Genomic DNA, 19,725 nt, shown 5'->3' with positions numbered 1-19,725 from the left:
CCTCTTTTCGGATAACCGTACAGATTGACCCAAGGTGATCGATCGGGGATTCTGTCCGCATGGGTGACAGCGTCGGCTCCGCCGCTCCCACGGCCGGGGCCGCGCTCGACGCCGTCCAGCGCTATCCCCGGGAAGCGATCATGCTCGGGCGGCGGGTGCTGGCGACCGCGCGGTCCGACCCGGACGAGCGCTCCACCGCAGAACGGGCGATCGGGCTGGCCCTGCGGGAACTCAACGACCTGCCCGGGGCACTGCGCCACCTGCGCCGCGCGCTGCGGGCCGCCGGATCACCCCGGGTGGCGGCCCTGGCCCGGATGAGCCTCGGCTACGTGCTCGCCAACGCCGGCCGTACCTCCGCCGCGCTGGCCGAGGTCACCTCGGCGCTGCCCGAGTTGACCGGTGCCGACGCCGGGCGGGCCCGGATGCAGCGGGGTGTGGTGCTGCACTTCCGTGGCCAGTTCGAGGAGGCGGTCCGGGAGTACGGGATCGCGGTGGAGATCGCCCAACGCGAGGGCGACCTGCTGCTGGAGGCGCGCGCCCGGAACAACCGGGGGCTGCTCAACGCGCACCGGGGCGCGACCCCGGGCGCCGACGACGATCTCGGCCCCGCCGCCGCCATCTTCCAACGGCTCGGACTGGACCTGGCCGCCGCCGACGTCCGCTGGAACCTCGGCATCGCCGCCAGCCACGGCGGCGACATCCCCGGGGCGCTGCGCCGCTTCGCCGCCGTCGAAGAGGAGTACGCGCAGCTCAAGGTGCCCCGCCCGGCACTGCTGCTGGACCGGTTCGAGCTGCTGCTCTCGGTACCGCTGGTCGACGAGGCGGTCGAGGTGGCCAGCCTCGCCGTCCGGGAGCTGCGGCGGCGGGGCATGGCCTCGGATCTCGCCGAGGCACTGCTCGCCCGAGCCCGGGCCGCGCTGCTCGCCGGTGATCTGGACACCGCCACCACCACCGCCGCTGCGGCACGGATCCGCTTCCGCCGCCAGGGGCGCCGCACCTGGGCCGCCTTCGCCCGACACGTCGAACTCCGCGCGGAACTCCGTCGGGGTACCCGCTCGGCGGCACTGCTGACCGCGCTGGTGCGTACCGCCGACCAGCTCGACGCCACCGGATGGCCGGACCCGGCCCTGACCACCCGGATCGAGGCCGCCCGGCTGGCCGCCGCGCTCGGTCGTACCGGGCGGGCTGTCGACCTGCTGGCGGTCGCCGCCCGGGCCCGCCGCCGGGGGACGGCGTCGCGGCGGGCACAGGGCTGGTACGCGCTGGCGCTGTCCCGGCGGCTCGGCGGCGACCATCGGGGCGGCGCCCGCGCGTTGCAGCGCGGACTGGCGGTGCTCGACGGCTACCGGACCGCGCTGGGCGCCACCGAACTGCGCGCACACAGCGGCGCACACGGCCAGGAACTGGCGGCCGAGGGAGTCGACCTCGCGATCAGCTCCGGTACGCCCGGCCAGGTGCTCGCCTGGACGGAGCGGTGGCGAGCCAGTGCGCTGCGGATGCGGGCGGTGCTTCCGCCGCAGGACGTCGGACTGGCCGCCGCCCTGGCCGAGCTGCGGATGGTCAGCGGCGCGCTGGAGGAGGCGCTGCTCGCGGGCCGGCCGGTGACCGCACTGCGGCGTCGCCAACACCGGCTCGAACGGCACATCCGGGAGCTGGCCCGGGGAGTCGACGGCACCGGCGGACTGCTGGCACCGCCGGGTGTGCGCACCCTCGGCGAGCGGCTCGGCAGCGCCGTACTGGTGGAACTCGTCGCCCACCGGGAGCGGCTCCGGGCGGTGCTGCTCCGGGACGGCCGGGCCACCCTGCACGACCTCGGTCCGCTCGACGCGGCAGTGCACGCGGCCCGGCTGCACCGGTTCGGCCTGCGCCGGCTGGTCGTCACCGGCGACGTCCCCGACGCGTGGGCCGGGGTCGCACACACCGCGGAGGCCCTGGACCGGCAGCTCTTCGGGCCGCTGCGGGTACGCCTGGCCGACCGGCCGCTGGTGATAGTGCCGATCGGGGCGTTGCACGGCGTCGCCTGGGCGGGTCTGCCGACCTGTGCGGGGCGGCCGGTGACCGTGGCCCCGTCGGCGACGGCATGGCTGCACGCGGCCCGCCGTACGGTGCCGGACGGGCCGCCCCTGCTGGCTGCCGGTCCGCGCCTGCCCGCCGCCGAGACCGAGGTACGCCTGCTGAGCCGGGTGCTGCCCGGGGCGCGTCTGCTGACCGGCGGGGGCGCGACCGCCGAGGCGGTGACCACGGCACTGGACGGGGCACGGCTGGCACACATCGCGGCGCACGGGGCGTTCCGGGCCGACAATCCGCTCTTCTCCACACTGGAACTCGCCGACGGCCCGCTGACCGCGTACGAGTTGGAGCGGCTGCCCCGACCGCCCGGCTGTGTGGTGCTCTCCGCCTGCGACTCGGGGCTGTCCGGGGTACGCCCCGGCGACGAGGTGATGGGCTTCACCTCGGTGCTGCTGGCCCTCGGCGCCAGCAGTCTGATCGCCACCGTGCTGCCGGTGCCGGCGGACCTGACCAGCACGCTGATGCTGGACCTGCACCGCCGGATGGGTGCCGGCGTACGACCGGCGTCGGCGCTCGCCGCCGCCCAGCGGGAGTTCGCCGCCACCGGCGACGGCTCGGCGCAGGCCACGGCGGCGGCCTTCGTCTGCTTCGGTGCCGGCTGACCCCGACCCCACCCGGCGGTCGGCGCTCTCGGCTCAGCGGCCGGCGCAGTCCGGGCAGGTGCCGAAGATCTCCAGGGTGTGGCTGACGTCCTTGAAGCCGTGCTTGGCGGCGACCCGGTCGGCCCAACTTTCCACGGCCGGCCCCTCCACCTCGACCGTACGCCCGCAGGCCCGGCAGACCAGGTGGTGGTGGTGCCCCTCGCTGCACCGGCGGTAGAGGTGCTCGCCGCCCGGCGGGCGCATCACGTCGATCTCGCCCGCGTCGGCGAGCCCCTGGAGGGTGCGGTAGACGGTGGTCAGCCCGACCCGCTCGCCCCGGCTGCGCAGCATCGCGTGCAGGTCCTGGGCGCTGTGGAAGCCTTCGACCTCGCCGAGCAGCGCACTGACCGCGCTGCGCTGCCGGGTGTTGCGTACCGCCGTGCTGCCGTCCGCCGCCGCCATCTCGCCCTCCTCGCGTCGCGTCACGTGTCCGCCGGGTGTCCTCGTCAGGTGGCTTCCCCCGAAGTCAGGTGGCTTCCCCCGAATGGCTCACCGCGTCCGCCACGATATGCGCGATGTGCTCGTCGACCAAGGCATAGGCGATTTCCCGACCGCGCCGGGAGCCGCGCACGACTCCGGCACCGCGCAGCACCCGCAGGTGCTGGGAGACCAGCGGCTGCGGGGCGCCGAGGGTTTCCACCAGTTCGTGGACGCACCGCTCACCGTTGGCGAGTTCGCTGACGATGGCGAGCCGGATCGGGGCGGCGAGCGCGCGTAGCAGCTCACCCGCGCCCGCATAGGCCTCGTAGGCGTTGGTGCTCGTCACCCCGTAACGGTAACCGTTGTTAACGGCGTACCGCCGTTCGGTGCGGGCTTCCAAGGTCAACCGGGGCCGGCGAGACCGGCGGAGCGGTGTCCGAAGCGGTGTCCGGGCCTACGTACGGTGCGGTCCGCCGGGCGGGGTCGAGCACCACGTCACAGGGTTCGACATGCGGTTCCGGCCCGGGTACGGCCCGCCGCCGGGCCAGCGCCCGGCGTACCGCCACGGCGACCGACACCAGCAGGAACAGGCCGATCGCCAGGATCACGATGGTGGCCCCGAGCGCGGTGTTGGCGGTGCCGGCGACCCACACCCCGGAGCCGGAGGCGAGCAGCCCCAGCCCCATCGCGGCCAGCATGGTGCCGAGGAAGCCCCGGGTGAAGAGCTGGGCGGTGGCCACCGGTACCACCATCAGGGCACTGATCAGCAGCAGTCCGACCGCCCGCATCGCGATGGTCACGGTCACCGCCGTGGTCACCGCGAGCAGCAGGTTCAGCGCCCGCACCGGCAGGCCGGAGACCCGGGCGTACTCCTCGTCGTGGCAGATGGCGAAGAGCGCCGGGCGCAACGCGACCATGGTCATCAGGACCACCACCGCGAGCACCACGATCACCACCAGATCCTGCGGCGACGTCGTGGTCAGCGAGCCGAAGAGGTACGCCATCAGGTTGGCGTTGCTGCGGCTGCCGGAGAGCCCGACCAGCATCACGCCACCGGCGATGCCGCCGTAGAAGAGCATCGCCAGGGCGACGTCCCCGGACGTCCGGCCGCGTTCCCGGATCAGTTCGATGGCGACCGCCGCGACCGCCGCGACGACCACCGCCGTCAGCACCGGGGACTGGTCGAGCAGCAGCCCGACCCCGACCCCGGTCAACGCGACGTGCCCGACCCCGTCGCCGATCAGCGACATCCGGCGCTGCACCAGATAGATGCCGAGCGCCGGGGCGGTCAGCCCGATCACCAGCGCCCCGACCAGGGCACGGATCATGAAGTCGTACTGGAAGATGCTCATGCCCGTCCGCCCCACATTCCCGTGGACTCCTCCGGTGCGTGCGGGTGGACGTGGTCGTGTCCGGGTGCCGCGTGGTGCCCGACCGGTTCCGGCACCGCGCCGTCGTGCGCGATCTTTCCTTCGTGTACGACCACCGCCCGGGTGATCACCCCGGCCAGCGGTCCGAGTTCGTGTGCGACCAGCAGCACCGTCCCGCCGTCGGCGACGAACCCGCGCAGCGCCTCGGCGAAGGCGTCCTGGCTGGCCGAGTCCACGCCGGCGGTCGGCTCGTCCAGGACCAGCAGGTCCGGCCGGCCGGCCAGGGCTCGGGCGATCAGGGTGCGTTGCTGCTGACCGCCGGAGAGGGTGGCCACCGGGTCACCGGCCCGCTCGGCGAGCCCGACCGACCGCAGCGCCTCGGCCACCGCCGCCCGGTCGGCCCGGCCCGGCGGCCGGAACACGCCCCGGCGGGCCAGCCGGCCGGAGGCGACCACCTCGGCCACGGTGGCCGGTACGCCGCTGCCGGCGCCGATCCGCTGCGGCACGTACCCGATCCGGTGCCACTGCCGGAAGCGGCGCTGCGGGGTGTCGAACAGGGTGACCGCCCCGGCGGCCAGCGGCACCAGGCCGAGGATCGACCGGATCAGGGTGGACTTGCCGGAGCCGTTGGCGCCGAGTACGGCGACCACCTCGCCGGGGTCCACCCGCAGGGAAACGCCCCGCAGCACGGGACGATCGTCGTAGGCGACCACCCCGTGCTGCACGGTGACGACAGGCTCGGTCATGAACATCCCAACGCGGTTCTCAGGGCCCCCAGGTTGCTGCGCATCACCGAAAGGTAGTCCCCGGTGCTGCCGGGTTGCAGGCCCTCGATCGGATCGAGTACGGCGGTGGCCGCCCCGACCTCCCGGGCGATCGTCTCGGCGACCTTCGGGCTGACCAGGGTCTCGAAGAAGATCGTGGTGGTCTTGTGCTCCCTGGCCTCGGCGGCCACCTCGGCCAGCCGCTGCGGGGCCGGCTCGTCCTCCGGGGTCAGCCCGGAGATGCCGATCTGCTCCAGTTGGTAGCGCTCCGCCAGGTACGCGAACGCGGTGTGGCTGGTCACGAGTTCGCGCCGCTGGCAGGTCTTCAGGCCCTGGGCGTACTCGGAGTCCAGTGCCTCCAGGTCGGTGCGCAGCGCCTTCGCCCGGGCGGTGTAGTCGGCGGCCCGGTCCGAGTCGACGGCGCCGAGCCGCTCGGCCAGCTTGTCGGCGACTCCGGCCAGCCGGGTCGGGTCCAGCCAGACGTGCGGGTCCTTGCCGCTCGCCTCCTCGGCGTGCTCCTCCGCGCCGCCGGCCTCCTCGGCCGCGTGGTCCGCGCCCTCGCCCTCGTGGTCGTGCCCGCCGGCCGCCGCGTCCAGCAGCGGCTGCACGCCTGCCACGTCGAAGGCCCGGTCGCCGGCCTGCTGCTGCACCGCCTCGTCCACGCTCGGCTGGAAGCCGGCCAGGTAGACGATCAGCTCCGCGTCGCTGACCTGGCCGACCTGACCGGGGTTGAGTTCCAGGTCGTGTGGCTCGGCGCCGGGCTTGGCGAGGTTGGTCACCCGGACGGCGTCGCCGCCGACGCGTTCGGCGACGAACTGGAGCGGATAGAACGCGGCGACGACGTCGACCCGGTCGGGGTCGGCGCCGGTGCCGTCGTTGCCGCAGGCGGCGGCGCCGGCCAGCGCGAGCAGGCCGGTGGCGGCGAGGGCGACGGTACGGAGGGCGGAGCGGATCACCATGTCATCCACTCTCCGCGACAATGAGAATGATTGTCAAAAACGCATGCTTGCATGAAACCGCTTCATGCGCCCACTCGGGAACCCGCGCTCGTCCGAGATCCTGTGCTCGTCCGAAATCCCGCGCTCGTCCGAGATCCGGTGCTCATCCGAGGATCTTCGTCAGCGCGGCGCCGACCAGCAGGGTCAGGATCATCAGCCGGATCATCCGGGTCGCCGGGCTCTGCACCCGCCAGGTGGTCACCAGCAGCGCGGCCAGCCCGGCGGCGAGCGCCAGCAGCAGCGCCCCGCCGACGATCCCGGGCGCGAAGAGGCCGACCAGCACCAGCACCAGTGCGGCGAGGAACACAGTCGTCGGGTTGACCCGGGCCAGCCGGGTCAGCAGAACACTCTGCGTACGCTGCATTCCACAGACTCTACGAGATCTCGATGCCCCGGCCGGTGAGCTGTCGCCAGCGACACCCCAGCTCGCCGGGCCGGCGGCCGACGGCAGGAGGCGTACGTGCTCGTGACCAACCGGTTCGTCGTACCGGAGGAGACCGCCGGGACCTTCACGGAGCGGGCACACGCCGCGTTGGCCGCCCTCGCCGCCCGGCCCGGCTACCGGCGGGGCCAACTCCTGCGGGCCCTCGACGACCCGAGGCACTGGTGCCTGGTCACCGAGTGGGAGTCGGTCGGCACCTACCGGCGGGCGCTCGGCGGCTTCGACGTCAAGGTCAACGCCACTCCGCTGCTCGCCGAGTCGCTGGACGAGCCGTCCGCGTACGAGGCGCTCGCCAGCGCCGAACCGGACGGTACGGTCGAAGTCACCCCGAGCGACCGGGCTGCTGACTCCGGCCGGTGATGACCCGGGCACTACCCTTGCCCCATGACCGTTCCCGGACCGCCCGGCGGGCCGTCGTCCCCACCCGAGCCCGTCCGGGCTGACGCACCGGTCCCATCCGGCGGGTACGCGCAGCCGGCGCCCCCCTACGGCCCGCCGCCCGGCGGGCACGCCCCGCCCGCACCCGGGTACGGGCCGGTGCCGGCCGGGTACGGCCAGCCGCCGACCGGGTTCGGGCCGGTGGCGCCGACGGTGCCGGCGCCGCCGCAGGGTCCCGGGGCGGAGCCGCTGTTCGCCGCGCCGCCCAGCGAGGGGCGGGGTGCCCGGCTGTGGCTCGGGCTCGGGGTGGCCGCCCTGGCCGTCGTGCTCTTCTGCGGCGGTGGCGGAGCCGCCCTGGTCGGCCTGTTGATCTCCGGCTCCCAGGCGCTGAACGAGCAGGCCCGCACGGTGGTGACGGACTACCTCGACGCGGTCGACGACGAGGACTTCCGCAAGGCGTACGACCTGCTCTGCGATTCCGCCCGGCAGCAGGAGTCGCCGGCCGAGTTCGAGCGTCGGGTCAGTGCCGAGCCGGAGATCGCCTCGTTCGAGATCGGCGACGTGTCGTTGACCAGCGAACTGAGCGTGCCGGTGGACGTGACCTACGCCAGCGGCGGGCAGGACAACCTCCAGGCCCTGCTCGACCAGGACCAGACCACCGGCGGACTGCGGGTCTGCGACATCAGATAGCCCGTGGACGCACCCGCCGGGCGGCGGCGGTACGACCGCCGAGGTGGAGTAATCTGCTGGGCTGCGGCAGCAGGTGACCGTACCGTTGGGCGGAGCACCGCCCGACCCAGGTCCGAGTGCCGTCCCTGTCCGCCGTCCGTGACCCTGTCCTCGTTGACCGTCCCGACATGTCCCCGCCGGCCGCCAGCCGGTGTAGGAGGTAGCCATGCCAGCCGACCGTATCGACGCCGTCGTCAGTCTCGCGAAGCGCCGAGGCTTCGTCTTCCCGTCCAGCGAGATCTACGGGGGCACCCGATCGGCCTGGGACTACGGCCCGCTCGGCGTCGAGCTGAAGGAGAACGTCCGGCGCCAGTGGTGGCGGAACATGGTGCAGCAGCGGGACGACATCGTCGGCCTGGACTCGGCCGTCATCCTCGCCCGGGACGTCTGGGCCGCCTCCGGCCACCTGGACGCGTTCGTCGACCCGCTGACCGAGTGCCAGTCCTGCCACAAGCGGTTCCGGGCCGACCACCTCGAAGAGGCGTACGCGGAGAGGCACGGCCAGCCGCCGGCCTCGCTGGCCGAGCTGAACTGCCCGAACTGCGGCAACAAGGGCACCTTCACCGAGCCCCGGATGTTCAACGGTCTGATGAAGACCTACCTCGGCCCGGTGGAGAGCGAGGAGGGCCTGCACTACCTCCGGCCGGAGACCGCGCAGGGCATCTTCGTCAACTACAACAACGTGGCCGCCTCGGCCCGGAAGAAGCCGCCGTTCGGCATCGCCCAGGTCGGCAAGTCGTTCCGCAACGAGATCACCCCGGGCAACTTCATCTTTCGGACCCGGGAGTTCGAGCAGATGGAGATGGAGTTCTTCGTCGAGCCGGGCACCGACGAGGAGTGGCACGAGTACTGGCTGCGTGAGCGCTGGAACTGGTATATCGACCTCGGCCTGTCGGAGGAGAACCTGCGGTTCTTCGAGCACCCGCAGGAGAAGCTCTCGCACTACTCGAAGCGGACGGTGGACATCGAGTACCGCTTCCGGTTCGGCGGCACCGAGTTCTCCGAGCTGGAGGGTATCGCCAACCGCACCGACTTCGACCTCTCCACGCACAGCAAGCACTCCGGCGTCGACCTGTCGTACTTCGACCAGGAGAAGCAGCAGCGCTGGGTGCCGTACGTGATCGAGCCGGCCGCCGGTCTGACCCGGGCGGTGCTCGCCTTCCTGCTGGAGGCGTACGACGAGGACGAGGCGCCGAACACCAAGGGCGGGGTCGACAAGCGCACCGTACTCCGCTTCGACCCCCGGCTCTCCCCGGTGAAGGTGGCCGTGCTGCCGCTGTCCCGCAACCCCGCCCTGTCGCCGAAGGCGAAGGACCTGGCCGCCGCGCTGCGCAAGCGCTGGGTGGTCGAGTTCGACGACTCGCAGGCGATCGGTCGCCGCTACCGCCGGCAGGACGAGATCGGCACCCCGTTCTGCGTCACCGTCGACTTCGACACCCTGGACGACAACGCTGTGACGGTACGCAACCGGGACAGCATGACCCAGGAGCGGATCTCGCTCGACCAGGTCGAGCAGTACCTGCTGGAACGCCTGCCGGGCTGCTGACCGGGCGGCCTCCGTCCGGACCGCCTCGCCCGAACACGGCGGTCCGGACGGACGTGACATGCTCGAACGCGTGACTCCGACGACCGACCTCGCGCCACCGGCCGCTGCCCGCCCGCTCACCCTGGGCGGGCATTCGGTGTGGCCGCCGGTCGTGCTCGCCCCGATGGCCGGGATCACGAACGTCGCCTTCCGGCGCCTCTGTCGGGAACAGGGCGGCGGGCTGTACGTCTGCGAGATGGTCACCACCCGGGCGCTGGTCGAGCGGAATCCGAAGACGCTCCGGATGGTGGCGTTCGGCGGGGACGAACGCCCGCGCAGTCTCCAGCTCTACGGGATCGACCCGGAGGTCACCGCCGCCGCCGTCCGGATGGTGGTCGAGGAGGACCTGGCCGACCACGTCGACCTCAACTTCGGCTGCCCGGTGCCGAAGGTCACCCGCAAGGGCGGCGGGGCGGCACTGCCGTGGCGTCGCCGGCTGTTCGCCCGGATCGTCCGGGCGGCGGTCGAGGCGGCCACCCCGGCGGGGGTGCCGGTGACGGTCAAGATGCGCAAGGGCATCGACGACGACCACCTGACGTACGTCGAGGCGGGGCTCGCCGCCCAGGACGCCGGGGTGGCGGCGGTCGCCCTGCACGGGCGTACGGCCGCGCAGCGGTATTCGGGTACGGCGGACTGGGACGCGATCGGCACGCTGAAGCAGGCGCTGGACGTGCCGGTACTCGGCAACGGCGACATCTGGGAGGCCGACGACGCGCTCCGGATGGTGGCGCACACCGGGGCGGACGGTGTGGTGGTCGGTCGTGGCTGCCTCGGCCGGCCGTGGCTCTTCGCGGACCTGGCGGCGGCCTTCGACGGCCGCCCCGTACGCCGGCTGCCGGACCTCGGCGAGGTCGCGGCGACGATGCGCCGGCACGCCGAGCTGCTGGTCGACTGGTTCGCCGGTGGTGACCGGCCGGAGGGCGCCGAGCGGGACGGCTGCGTCGACTTCCGTAAGCACGTCGCCTGGTACCTCAAGGGTTTTCCGGTCGGCGGCGAGCTGCGCCGGGCCCTGGCGATGGTGAACGGCCTGGCCGAGCTGGACGACCTGCTCGGCAAGCTCGACCCGGCCGAGCCGTTCCCGGTCGACACGCTCGGCCAGCCCCGGGGCCGGACGAACTCGCCCGGCAAGGTTTTCCTGCCGGACGGCTGGCTGGCCGACCGGGACAGCGCCGAGGTGCCGGCCGGCGCCGAGATGGCCGACTCCGGCGGCTGACCCCGGCGGCTGACCCGGCGGCTGACCCTGGCCGCTGCGTCTTCCGCAGCGATCGGGGCTCTCACCCTCTACAGCGATCGGGGCTTTCGCCGAGCGGAGGACACCCCTCCACCCGGCGACTGTCGAGCTGCCCCGCCTGTGCACCCAACCCGGACGCGTGCGGCCGGAACGGTACAGGTCAGGTGATCGGCACCGGCTGGTCGTCGGCGGGCGGCTGGTCGCCGCCGGGCGGTGCCTCCGGCGTCGTGCCGGCGGCAGCCGACGTCGATCCGGCGGGCCGGGGCGCGGGTACGACCGGAGCACCGGCCCACGGCACCTCCGGCGAGCGGTGGAAGGTGATCCCGGCGGTGCTCCACCGGACCCCCTGCCCGGCCAGCCGCACCCGGAAGTCGGCCCAGTCCCGGGCCTGCGCGGGCGACCAGCCCAGCTCGGCGAGGGCCGGCAGCCGGGGGAAGGTCATGAACTCGATGTCGGCGACCGTTCGGATCGTCTCCGTCCAGAGTGGCGCCTCCACCCCGATGACGGCCTCGGCCGGCACCCCGGCCAGGTAGTCGCCCGGATCCCAGTCGTACGCCTCGCGCACCTCGACCAGGCCCGCCCAGTCCTTGCCCAGCGGGGTCGCCGCCGAGTACTTCATGTCGAGGTAGCTCCGGTTGCCGGGGGAGAGCAGCAGCTTCGCGCCGTTGCGGACCGCGTTGGCCACCGTCTGGTCCTCGGTCGAGGTGCCCCAGTACTGGACCACCCGGCCGGCGCTGTGTTCGGCCACCGCGAGCTGGTGCCAGCCGAGCACCCGCTTGCCGTGCCCGGTGACGATCCGCTGGACCCGGTTCATGAAGCGGGTGTAGTCGGCCCGGCCGAGGGTGAACGCCTCGTCGCCGCCGATGTGCAGGTAGCGGCCCGGGGTGAGCGCGGCGACTTCGCCGACCACGTCGTCGATGAACTGGTAGGTCCGCTCGCTGTCGACGGCGACCGCGCTGAACCCGACGTCCGTGCCGGTGTACTCCGGTGGCGCGACGCCGTCCGGGGCGAGTTCGGCGTACGCGTTCAGGGCCGCGTTCGTGTGCCCGGGCAGGTCGATCTCGGGTACGACGGTGATGTGCCGGGCCGCCGCGTACGCGACGATCTCGGAGTACTGCTCCTTGGTGTAGTAGCCGCCGGGGCCGCCGTCCACCTCGGTGCTGCCGCCGACGCTGGTCAGCCGGGGCCAGGAGTCCACCGCGATCCGCCAGCCCTGGTCGTCGGTGAGGTGCAGGTGCAGATGGTTGAGCTTGTACCGGGCCAGGTGGTCGACGAAGCGCAGCACGTCCGGTACGGCGAAGAAGTGCCGGGCCACGTCGAGCATCGCGCCCCGGTAGCCGAACCGGGGCTGGTCGTCGATCGTGCCGCCGGGGATCGCCCACGGGCCGGCCTGGCGCCGGCTGGACTCGATCTTCGGCGGCAGCAACTGCCGCAGCGTCTGTACGCCGTAGAAGAGCCCGGTCGCGGTGCGGGCCCGGACCACCACACCGGCGGCGGTGATCTCCAGCCGATAGCCCTCGGCCGTGCCCGCGTCGCCGGCCGCCGGCTTTCCGGGGTGGCTCGACGCTTCGTCGTCGCCGGTGAGCAGCAGGGAGATCCCGCCCGGCACCTCGGGCCGGCCGGCGGAGACCACCGGCAGCGGGTAGCCGGTCGGGCGGCGCAGCAGCTCGGCCAGGTAGCGGCCGACGGCGCCGGCCTCGGGGCCGGGGCTGGTCCTGATCGTGGTGCCGGGGGTCAGGATGAACTCGACCCCGGCGGCCGGCTCGACCCGCGCGGGGGCGGGCAGCACGTCGGTCAGCCGGGGTGGAGCGTCACCGCTGGTCGCAGGGGTGGTCCGGGCGGGGAGGGCGATAGGTCGCACGGCAGATCTCTCCGGGGGGAGCCGCAGGTGATTTCCGGGCAAATCTCATGAAACGTACGTTCGAAATGGCCCCGTGTCAAGGGTTGGTCACCCTCCGGCGCGGGTCTTCCGGTCGTACCGTCGCCGTGGGTCAACGTCGGGGCGACCCTGGATCTTCCACCGGATCCGCCGCGACCTGGGTCGGTCTGCGATGCGCGCAGTTGGGTCCGGCTGCTTGATCATGCTCGTGGAACCGTTCCCACAAAACCTCGCGAACACGTACAGCCTTCGCGAGTGTGCGGATTGTCACCGAACGGTCCCAGGGTGCCCGTCGGTCGCTTAGCCTTCGCCCACCAGCAGCCGGCGGTTTCCCGCTGGTACGGGCATCCGTCCCCTGGGTACGTAGAGAGCGGCTAAACCTTCGTTCAGTGTCGAACGGCGCACGTGGGAGGGTCCGTTGACAGCGCAGCAGATGGCGGGACACAAGTACGTTTACGACTTCACCGAGGGCAACAAGGACCTCAAGGACCTGCTCGGCGGCAAGGGCGCCAACCTGGCCGAGATGACCAACCTCGGGCTGCCCGTACCACCCGGCTTCACCATCAGCACCGAGGCCTGCCAGGCGTACCTGAGCACCGGCAGCCAACCCGCCGGGCTGGCCGACGAGATCGGCGCGCACCTGTCCGCGCTGGAAGAGGCGATGGGCAGGCGGCTCGGCGAGCCCGGTGACCCGCTGCTGGTCTCGGTCCGCTCCGGAGCCAAGTTCTCGATGCCCGGCATGATGGAGACGGTGCTCAACGTCGGGCTCAACGACGACAGTGTCGCCGGACTCGCCGCGCAGGCCGGCGACAACCAGCGCTTCGCCTGGGACTCCTACCGCCGGCTCATCCAGATGTTCGGCAAGACCGTCTGCGACGTACCGGGAGAGGACTTCGCGCACGCCCTCGACGACGCCAAGCGGGCCAAGGGTACCGAGAACGACCTGGACCTCGACGCGGACGACCTGCGGGCGCTTGTCGACGCGTACAAGACGATCTTCCGGAAGCACACCGGGCGGGAGTTCCCGCAACAGCCCCGGGAGCAGCTCGAACTCGCCATCAACGCGGTCTTCGAGTCGTGGAACGCCGAGCGGGCCGTGCTCTACCGCCGGCAGGAGCGGATCCCCGCCGACCTCGGCACCGCGGTCAACGTCGTCGCGATGGTCTTCGGCAACCTCGGGCCGGACTCCGGCACCGGGGTGGCGTTCACCCGCGACCCGGCCAGCGGTGCGCAGGGCATCTACGGCGACTACCTGGCCAACGCCCAGGGCGAGGACGTGGTGGCCGGCATCCGCAACACCGTACCGCTGCAACAGCTCGAAGAACTGAACAAGCGGGCGTACGACGAACTGCTCGCCATCATGGCCCGGCTGGAGGGGCACTACCGCGACCTCTGCGACATCGAGTTCACCATCGAGCGCGGCAAACTGTGGATGTTGCAGACCCGGGTCGGCAAGCGCACCGCCGCCGCCGCGTTCGTGATCGCCGCCCAGCTCGTCGACGAGGGCCTGATCGACCTGGACGAGGCACTGCACCGGGTCAACGGCGCCCAGCTCGCCCAGCTCATGTTCCCCCGGTTCAGACTCGACGCCGACCTGACCCCGCTGGCCACCGGCATCGGCGCCTCGCCGGGGGCGGCCGTCGGCAAGGTCGTCTTCGAGGGGAGGCGGGCGGTCGAACTCGCCGACGCCGGTGAGGACGTCATCCTGGTCCGCCGGGAGACCAACCCGGACGACCTGCCCGGCATGATCGCCTCACGCGGCATCCTCACCTCGCGCGGCGGCAAGACCAGCCACGCCGCCGTGGTCGCCCGGGGCATGGGCAAGACCTGCGTCTGCGGTGCCGACTCGCTCGACGTCGACGTCCGGGGGCGGAAGTTCACCGTGGACGGCCAGACGATCTCCGAGGGGGACGTGGTCTCCATCGACGGCACCACCGGCAAGGTCTACCTCGGCGAGGTGCCGGTCTGGCCGTCCGAGGTGGTGCGGTACTTCGAGGGCACCGTCGACGGGCAGAGCACGGACGATCCGCTGGTGGCCGCCGTACACCGGCTCATGACGCACGCCGACGCCAAGCGGCGGCTCGGGGTCCGGGCGAACGCCGACACCGGCGAGGACGCGGCCCGGGCCCGGCGGTTCGGGGCCGAGGGGATCGGCCTGTGCCGCACCGAGCACATGTTCCTCGGTGACCGGCGCTCCCTGGTCGAACGGCTGATCCTGGCCCGCACCGACGACGAGCGGCAGGCGGCGCTGGCCGAACTGCTGCCGTTGCAGCGGGCCGACTTCGGCGAGGTCTTCCGGGCGATGGACGGTCAGCCGGTCACCGTCCGGCTGATCGACCCGCCGCTGCACGAGTTCCTGCCCTCGCTGGAGGAGCTGGCCGTGCACGTCGCGGTCGCGCACGAGCGCGGCGAGGACGCCGCCCGGGACGAGGCCCTGCTCAGCGCGGTACGCCGGATGCACGAGCAGAACCCGATGCTGGGCCTGCGCGGCGTCCGGCTCGGCCTGGTCATCCCGGGACTCTTCGCCATGCAGGTCCGGGCGATCGTCGAGGCGGCGGTGGAGAGCGCCAGGGCCGGTGGCAGCCCGAAGCCCGAGATCATGGTGCCGCTGGTCGGCGCCGTGCAGGAGCTGGAGACGGTACGCGCCGAGGCCGAGAAGATCATCGCGGAGGTGACCCGGGAGCAGGCCGTCGAGGTGCTGATCGGCACCATGATCGAGGTACCCCGGGCGGCGCTCACCGCCGGGCAGATCGCCGAGGCGGCCGAGTTCTTCTCCTTCGGCACCAACGACCTGACCCAGATGGGCTGGGGCTTCTCCCGGGACGACGTGGAGGGCGCCTTCTTCTGGCGCTACCTGGAACTGGGCATCTTCGGCATCTCGCCGTTCGAGTCGATCGACGCCGACGGGGTCGGCCGGCTGGTCCGGATCGCCACCGACGAGGGCCGGGCGGCCCGCCCCGGGCTCAAGCTCGGCGTCTGCGGCGAGCACGGCGGCGACCCGGACTCGGTGCACTTCTTCCACGAGGTGGGGCTGGACTACGTCTCCTGCTCCCCGTTCCGGGTGCCGGTCGCCCGGCTGGAGGCCGGCCGCGCGGTCGTCGAGTCCACCGGCTCCGACAGCCGCTGAACGCCACCGCCTCCCCACACTCGTCGGCCCGGTACCGGTGGGACCAACGCCGTTCCCACCGGTCCCGGGCCGACGCCCGTCGATCGTCGCCACGTCTCGACACCCGTCCGCCGTCGGTACGCGTCTCGATGCTCGTTCGTCGTAGGTACGCGTCTCGATGCTCGACTGCGCGTCAGCGGGCGACGGCCAGGCCGAACGGCACCGGGCCCAGCGCCGCCACCAGCGGGCGGACCATCAGGACGAAGCTCTCCGGCCACCAGGCCGTCGACAGCGCCCCCAGGTCGACGATCCACTCCGCCGGCCAGCCCAGCTTCCCGAGCAGGCCGGCGACGAGCGCCTTCGCCTCCCCGTCGTCCCCGGACAGGAACGCCGACAGCGGCGCCGCCAGGCTGGTCGGATCGGTCATCAGCTCGGCCGGGCCGACCGTGTTGAGCGTCTTGACGACCGAGGTCTCCGGCAGCGTCCGCTGGATCTCCTCGGCCAGGCTGCCGCCCGGATAGCAGAGCGCGCCGGCCAGGCCGTCCGGGCCCAGTTCGACCGCGTTGGCGACGTCGACGAGTACCGCACCGGCGAGGGTCGGGCGCAGGGGGCGCAGCACGCGTACCGACTCCGCGCCGGGCAGCGCGTTCACCACGATCGCGGCCGAGGCCGCCTCCGGCAGACCGGTTCGGCGCGGGCCGTCGGCCGGGCCGTCGAGCCAGAGCGGCGGACGGTCCGGGTCGCGCACCCCCACGAGTACCCGACAACCCGCCTCGTGCAGCCGGGTCGCCAGCGCCCGGCCCACGTTGCCGGCGCCGAGTATTCCGATCGTCTCCATCCGTGCCACTCCGTCCCGTCCGGCGGCGACTGGTCGCGCCGCCCCGGCCAAAGCTAGGTTCGGCGGGCAGGACCCGGGAGTACGCACCTCGAGGTGCCCAAGGAACGCGGAGGTACCCGATGACCACGCAGACCGCCGCGCAGCGCCGGGCGCGGGACCGGGCCGACCACCGGGAACGGCTGGCGGACTGCCCGACCCAGCGGGTGATCGCCGTGCTCGGGGACAAGTGGGTGGCCCTGGTGCTCAAGGAGCTCGCCGACGGCCCCCGCCGCTCCGCCGAGCTGGCCAGGGCGATCGCCGGGGCGAGTCAGAAGATGCTCACCCAGACCCTCCGGGGACTGGAACGTGACGGCCTGGTCGCCCGGACCGTCGAGCCGGCGGTCCCGGTACGGGTCGGCTACCGGCTGACGGAGCTGGGCCGGAGCCTGCTGCCGGTGCTGGCGAGCGTCACCGAGTGGGCCGACCGGCACGTCGCCGACATCGACCTGTCCCGCAGCCGCTACGACGACCGACCGGTCGAGCCGACGCCCGGTACGTGACCCCCTCCGGCGGAGCGGTGCGGCCGGGGCGCCGAGCCGGGGGCGGCTCCGGACGGCTGCCGGAGCTGCCGTCGGACAACCGGCCGCGACGGTGCGCCCCGGGGCGCCGGGGCGGTTACTGGCGGCCGGGGGAGCGCCAGCCGCCCGTCTCGGACCAGAGGCCGGCGGGCAGGGCGGCCATCGGCGTACGGGTGGCCAGCGGCGCGTCCGGGTCGGTGGTCGGCGGGATCGCGGTCGCCACCGACGGCTGCCGGACGGCGGCCCAGAGCGCGCCGAGTCGCTGAGCGGCCGGGCGGGCCTCGGCGTGCAGCCGGGTCAGGTCGGTCTCCGGGGGCACCACGGCGGTCAGGATCGCGTCCTCGCCGGCCGGGTAGACGACCACGCAGCCCTCGGCGCCACGGATCACCGACTCCCGGAGCGGCCCGTGCCCGACCAGATGGGCGAAGCGGTCACCGATCCCGAGACCGGCGGCGGACAGCGCGGCGATGTGGTGCGGATCGGCGCCGGACAGGTCGCTGGCGACCAGCAGACCGTCCACGGCGGCCAGCACGGCACCCGATATCTCCGGTACGGTACGTCGCAGCCGGTGCAGTTCGGCCAGCAGGGCGGCATCAGTATTCACCGGTGTCTTTCTCCTTAGCGTTGGTCCGTGCCGCTGAAACTTGCTCGGTGCCGTCGCTTTCCCGCCTGTGGCTACGCTGCCGCTCGACGTCGCCCGGTGGCCTACGGCGTCGCCCGGTTGCCCGGGCGTCGCGCCACGTCGTCGTCCGACCTGGTCACCGCCGCTCGGGATCGGGCTGCCGCGTCCGGTGGATCGCCGCTGGGCCGCGCACCCACCGCCGCCGGGGTCGATGGTCCCCCGCCCGGTAACCATCCGACTCCGGCACGCTACACCGGGCCCAGTCCGGGCGCCGTCCCGTGACGATCGGCGATCGTCCGGCAACTCTCGGCTGTTCGGCGGTTGTGTCCGCAGGCGCAGGTCAATCGCGTGGTGTGTCGGGCGATCGTTGGCGCACCCGAGTCGGGAACCCGGGCGTAACCTGGTCGACACGCGAACTTCGTTTCCCTCGTAACGGAGGTGTGGCCCATGGGCAGCGTGTGGGAGAACCTGGTGGTCGATGCCACCGATCCGGCCCGGCTCGCGCGCTGGTGGGCCGAGGCGCTCGGCTACCAGATCGTCGCCGAGCTGCCGGCCGAGGTGGAGATCCGCCGGGCCCCGGACGTGCTGCCCGGCCTGGTCTTCGTGCCGGTGCCGGAGGGCAAGGAGACGAAGAACCGGCTGCACATCGACCTCCGCCCGGCGGACCGGGAGGCCGAGATCGAGCGGCTGGTCAACATGGGTGCCCGGCACGTCGACGTCGGGCAGTCGCCGGACGAGAGCTGGACCGTGCTGGCCGACCCCGAGGGCAACGAGTTCTGCGTACTCGCCCAGCGGGGTTGACGGTGCCGGGGTCGGCCGGGTGAAGATCGATGGCGTGATCAGCCAGCCGGACGCGGAGCGTCGGGTCACCGAGCCGGCGAAGGACAGCGGCTACGGGCGCAGCCCGTACCAGCGGGACCGGGCCCGGGTGCTGCACTCGGCGGCGTTCCGGCGGCTGGCCGCGAAGACCCAGGTGCACACCGCCGGCACCGACGACTTCCTGCGGACCCGGCTCACCCACTCGCTGGAGGTGGCCCAGATCGCCCGGGAGATGGGCGGCCGGCTCGGCTGCGACCCGGACATCGTGGACGTGGCCGGGCTGGCGCACGACCTCGGGCACCCGCCGTTCGGGCACAACGGCGAGGCCGCGCTGGACGCGCTGGCCGCCGGCTGTGGCGGCTTCGAGGGGAACGCGCAGACACTCCGGGTGCTGACCCGGCTGGAAGCCAAGGTGTACGCACCCGAAGGCACCTCCGCCGGACTCAACCTGACCCGGGCCGCCCTCGACGCCACCTGCAAATACCCCTGGTCACGCCGACCGGGCCAGCCCAAGTTCGGGGTGTACGCCGACGACGCCGACACCTTCGGCTGGCTGCGCCGGGGCGCCCCGGACGGCGACGTACGCTGCCTCGAAGCCCAGGTGATGGACTGGGCCGACGACGTGGCGTACTCGGTGCACGACGTCGAGGACGGCATCCACGGCGGCTACCTGCGACTCCGGCTCGCGCAGTTGCGGGCCGACGCCGACGAGCGGGCCGCGCTCTGTGCCGACGTCGCCGGTCGGTACTCGTCGGAGTCCGCCGACGACCTGGCCGGGACGCTGGACAGGCTGCTCGCCGACCCGGTGCTGGCCCCGCTCTACGACTACGACGGCAGTCACCGGGCGCTGGCCGCCCTGAAGGCGAGCACCAGCGTGCTGACCGGTCGTTTCGTCGCGGCGGCGGTCGAGGCGACCGAGCAGCGGCACGGCGAAGGCCCACTGCGCCGGTACGCCGCCGAACTGGTCGTGCCCCGGCACATCCGGGCCGAGTGTGCGCTGCTCAAGGGAATGGCGCTGCGCTACGTGATGCGTCGTCCCGGCGCCCAGGACTGGTACGAACGCCAGCGGGAGATCCTGACCGAGCTGGTGGCGGCGCTGCTGACCCGGGCACCGGACGCGCTCGATCCGGTCTTCGCACCACTGTGGAAGGTGGCGCCGGACGACGCCGCCCGGCTGCGCGTGGTGGTCGACCAGGTCGCCTCGCTCACCGACCCGGCCGCGGTGACCTGGCACCGGCGGCTGACCACCGGCCGGTCACCGGGCGCGTGATACCGG

16 protein-coding genes and 2 pseudogenes are annotated in these 19,725 nt (G+C 73.0%); 9 read left to right on the top strand and 9 right to left on the bottom strand.

Annotated features, from left to right (window positions below; all coding sequences use genetic code 11):
* Positions 1-59: 59 nt before the first annotated feature.
* Positions 60-2,672: a CHAT domain-containing protein gene (locus Pen02_RS38105; RefSeq protein WP_203871063.1), complete on the top strand. Its 2,613-nt coding sequence runs from the start codon at positions 60-62 to the stop codon at positions 2,670-2,672.
* 33 nt (positions 2,673-2,705) lie between these two features.
* Here Pen02_RS38105 and Pen02_RS38100 read toward each other — a convergent pair whose 3' ends face one another.
* From Pen02_RS38100 to Pen02_RS38075, 6 genes and pseudogenes are all read right to left on the bottom strand, one after another.
* Positions 2,706-3,113: a Fur family transcriptional regulator gene (locus tag Pen02_RS38100; RefSeq protein ID WP_203871137.1), complete on the bottom strand. Its 408-nt coding sequence runs from the start codon at positions 3,111-3,113 to the stop codon at positions 2,706-2,708.
* A 64-nt stretch (positions 3,114-3,177) separates the two neighbouring features.
* Entirely contained in the window at positions 3,178-3,477 is a 300-nt protein-coding gene (locus tag Pen02_RS38095) for an ArsR/SmtB family transcription factor (RefSeq protein ID WP_203871062.1), read from the bottom strand.
* Positions 3,478-3,616: 139 nt separating this feature from the next.
* Positions 3,617-4,483 (bottom strand): annotated as a pseudogene (locus Pen02_RS38090) (metal ABC transporter permease); the annotation flags it as partial.
* Complete coding sequence (locus Pen02_RS38085; RefSeq protein ID WP_203871060.1) at positions 4,480-5,247, bottom strand: metal ABC transporter ATP-binding protein; 768 nt, start codon at positions 5,245-5,247, stop codon at positions 4,480-4,482. The gene Pen02_RS38085 and the pseudogene Pen02_RS38090, both read right to left, overlap by 4 nt.
* Positions 5,244-6,224 carry a metal ABC transporter substrate-binding protein gene (locus Pen02_RS38080; protein ID WP_203871059.1) on the bottom strand — a complete coding sequence of 327 codons (981 nt, stop codon included), beginning with the start codon at positions 6,222-6,224 and terminating at the stop codon, positions 5,244-5,246. Before Pen02_RS38080 ends, Pen02_RS38085 begins: the two co-directional genes overlap by 4 nt.
* A gap of 142 nt (positions 6,225-6,366) precedes the next feature.
* Positions 6,367-6,627: a hypothetical protein gene (locus Pen02_RS38075; protein WP_203871058.1), complete on the bottom strand. Its 261-nt coding sequence runs from the start codon at positions 6,625-6,627 to the stop codon at positions 6,367-6,369.
* A gap of 96 nt (positions 6,628-6,723) precedes the next feature.
* Here Pen02_RS38075 and Pen02_RS38070 point away from each other — a divergent pair, with 96 nt between their 5' ends.
* The 4 genes from Pen02_RS38070 (at position 6,724) to dusB (ending at position 10,610) form a co-directional block, all read left to right on the top strand.
* The gene (locus Pen02_RS38070) at positions 6,724-7,065 is read left to right on the top strand and encodes an antibiotic biosynthesis monooxygenase family protein (protein WP_203871057.1); all 342 of its coding nucleotides are present in this window, start codon (positions 6,724-6,726) and stop codon (positions 7,063-7,065) included.
* A gap of 231 nt (positions 7,066-7,296) precedes the next feature.
* A complete protein-coding gene (locus Pen02_RS38065; protein WP_203871136.1) occupies positions 7,297-7,773 on the top strand; it encodes an Rv0361 family membrane protein in 477 nt (158 codons plus the stop codon).
* 205 nt (positions 7,774-7,978) lie between these two features.
* The gene (locus tag Pen02_RS38060) at positions 7,979-9,358 is read left to right on the top strand and encodes a glycine--tRNA ligase (RefSeq protein WP_203871056.1); all 1,380 of its coding nucleotides are present in this window, start codon (positions 7,979-7,981) and stop codon (positions 9,356-9,358) included.
* Between the two features lie 70 nt (positions 9,359-9,428).
* Positions 9,429-10,610 carry a tRNA dihydrouridine synthase DusB gene (gene dusB, locus Pen02_RS38055; protein WP_443678493.1) on the top strand — a complete coding sequence of 394 codons (1,182 nt, stop codon included), beginning with the start codon at positions 9,429-9,431 and terminating at the stop codon, positions 10,608-10,610.
* 178 nt (positions 10,611-10,788) lie between these two features.
* Here dusB and Pen02_RS38050 read toward each other — a convergent pair.
* A pseudogene (locus tag Pen02_RS38050) lies at positions 10,789-12,495 on the bottom strand (beta-N-acetylhexosaminidase); the annotation flags it as partial.
* Positions 12,496-12,940: 445 nt separating this feature from the next.
* On the opposite strand from Pen02_RS38050, the gene ppdK reads away from it, so the two are divergent.
* Positions 12,941-15,634 (top strand): pyruvate, phosphate dikinase, encoded by a 2,694-nt coding sequence (gene ppdK / locus Pen02_RS38045; RefSeq protein ID WP_372445757.1) that lies wholly within the window; start codon positions 12,941-12,943, stop codon positions 15,632-15,634.
* Positions 15,635-15,806: 172 nt separating this feature from the next.
* Here ppdK and Pen02_RS38040 read toward each other — a convergent pair whose 3' ends face one another.
* On the bottom strand, positions 15,807-16,451 hold the full coding sequence (locus Pen02_RS38040; protein WP_203871052.1) for an NADPH-dependent F420 reductase: 645 nt from the start codon (positions 16,449-16,451) through the stop codon (positions 15,807-15,809).
* A 119-nt stretch (positions 16,452-16,570) separates the two neighbouring features.
* On the opposite strand from Pen02_RS38040, the gene Pen02_RS38035 reads away from it, so the two are divergent.
* Positions 16,571-16,990 carry a winged helix-turn-helix transcriptional regulator gene (locus Pen02_RS38035; protein ID WP_203871051.1) on the top strand — a complete coding sequence of 140 codons (420 nt, stop codon included), beginning with the start codon at positions 16,571-16,573 and terminating at the stop codon, positions 16,988-16,990.
* A gap of 115 nt (positions 16,991-17,105) precedes the next feature.
* Here Pen02_RS38035 and Pen02_RS38030 read toward each other — a convergent pair whose 3' ends face one another.
* Positions 17,106-17,612, bottom strand: coding sequence for a roadblock/LC7 domain-containing protein (locus Pen02_RS38030; protein ID WP_239141946.1), 507 nt, complete (start codon positions 17,610-17,612; stop codon positions 17,106-17,108).
* Positions 17,613-18,077: 465 nt separating this feature from the next.
* Here Pen02_RS38030 and Pen02_RS38025 point away from each other — a divergent pair, with 465 nt between their 5' ends.
* Together Pen02_RS38025 and Pen02_RS38020 are read left to right on the top strand one after the other, a co-directional pair.
* A complete protein-coding gene (locus Pen02_RS38025) occupies positions 18,078-18,431 on the top strand; it encodes a VOC family protein (RefSeq protein ID WP_203871049.1) in 354 nt (117 codons plus the stop codon).
* Between the two features lie 25 nt (positions 18,432-18,456).
* On the top strand, positions 18,457-19,719 hold the full coding sequence (locus Pen02_RS38020) for a deoxyguanosinetriphosphate triphosphohydrolase (protein WP_372445756.1): 1,263 nt from the start codon (positions 18,457-18,459) through the stop codon (positions 19,717-19,719).
* Positions 19,720-19,725 lie beyond the last annotated feature (6 nt).

The sequence above is a fragment of the Plantactinospora endophytica genome, from assembly GCF_016862915.1.
Lineage (GTDB): Bacteria > Actinomycetota > Actinomycetes > Mycobacteriales > Micromonosporaceae > Plantactinospora > Plantactinospora endophytica.
Note: the sequence above shows the minus strand (reverse complement) of the source record. Positions and strands in the feature narration are given on the sequence as shown.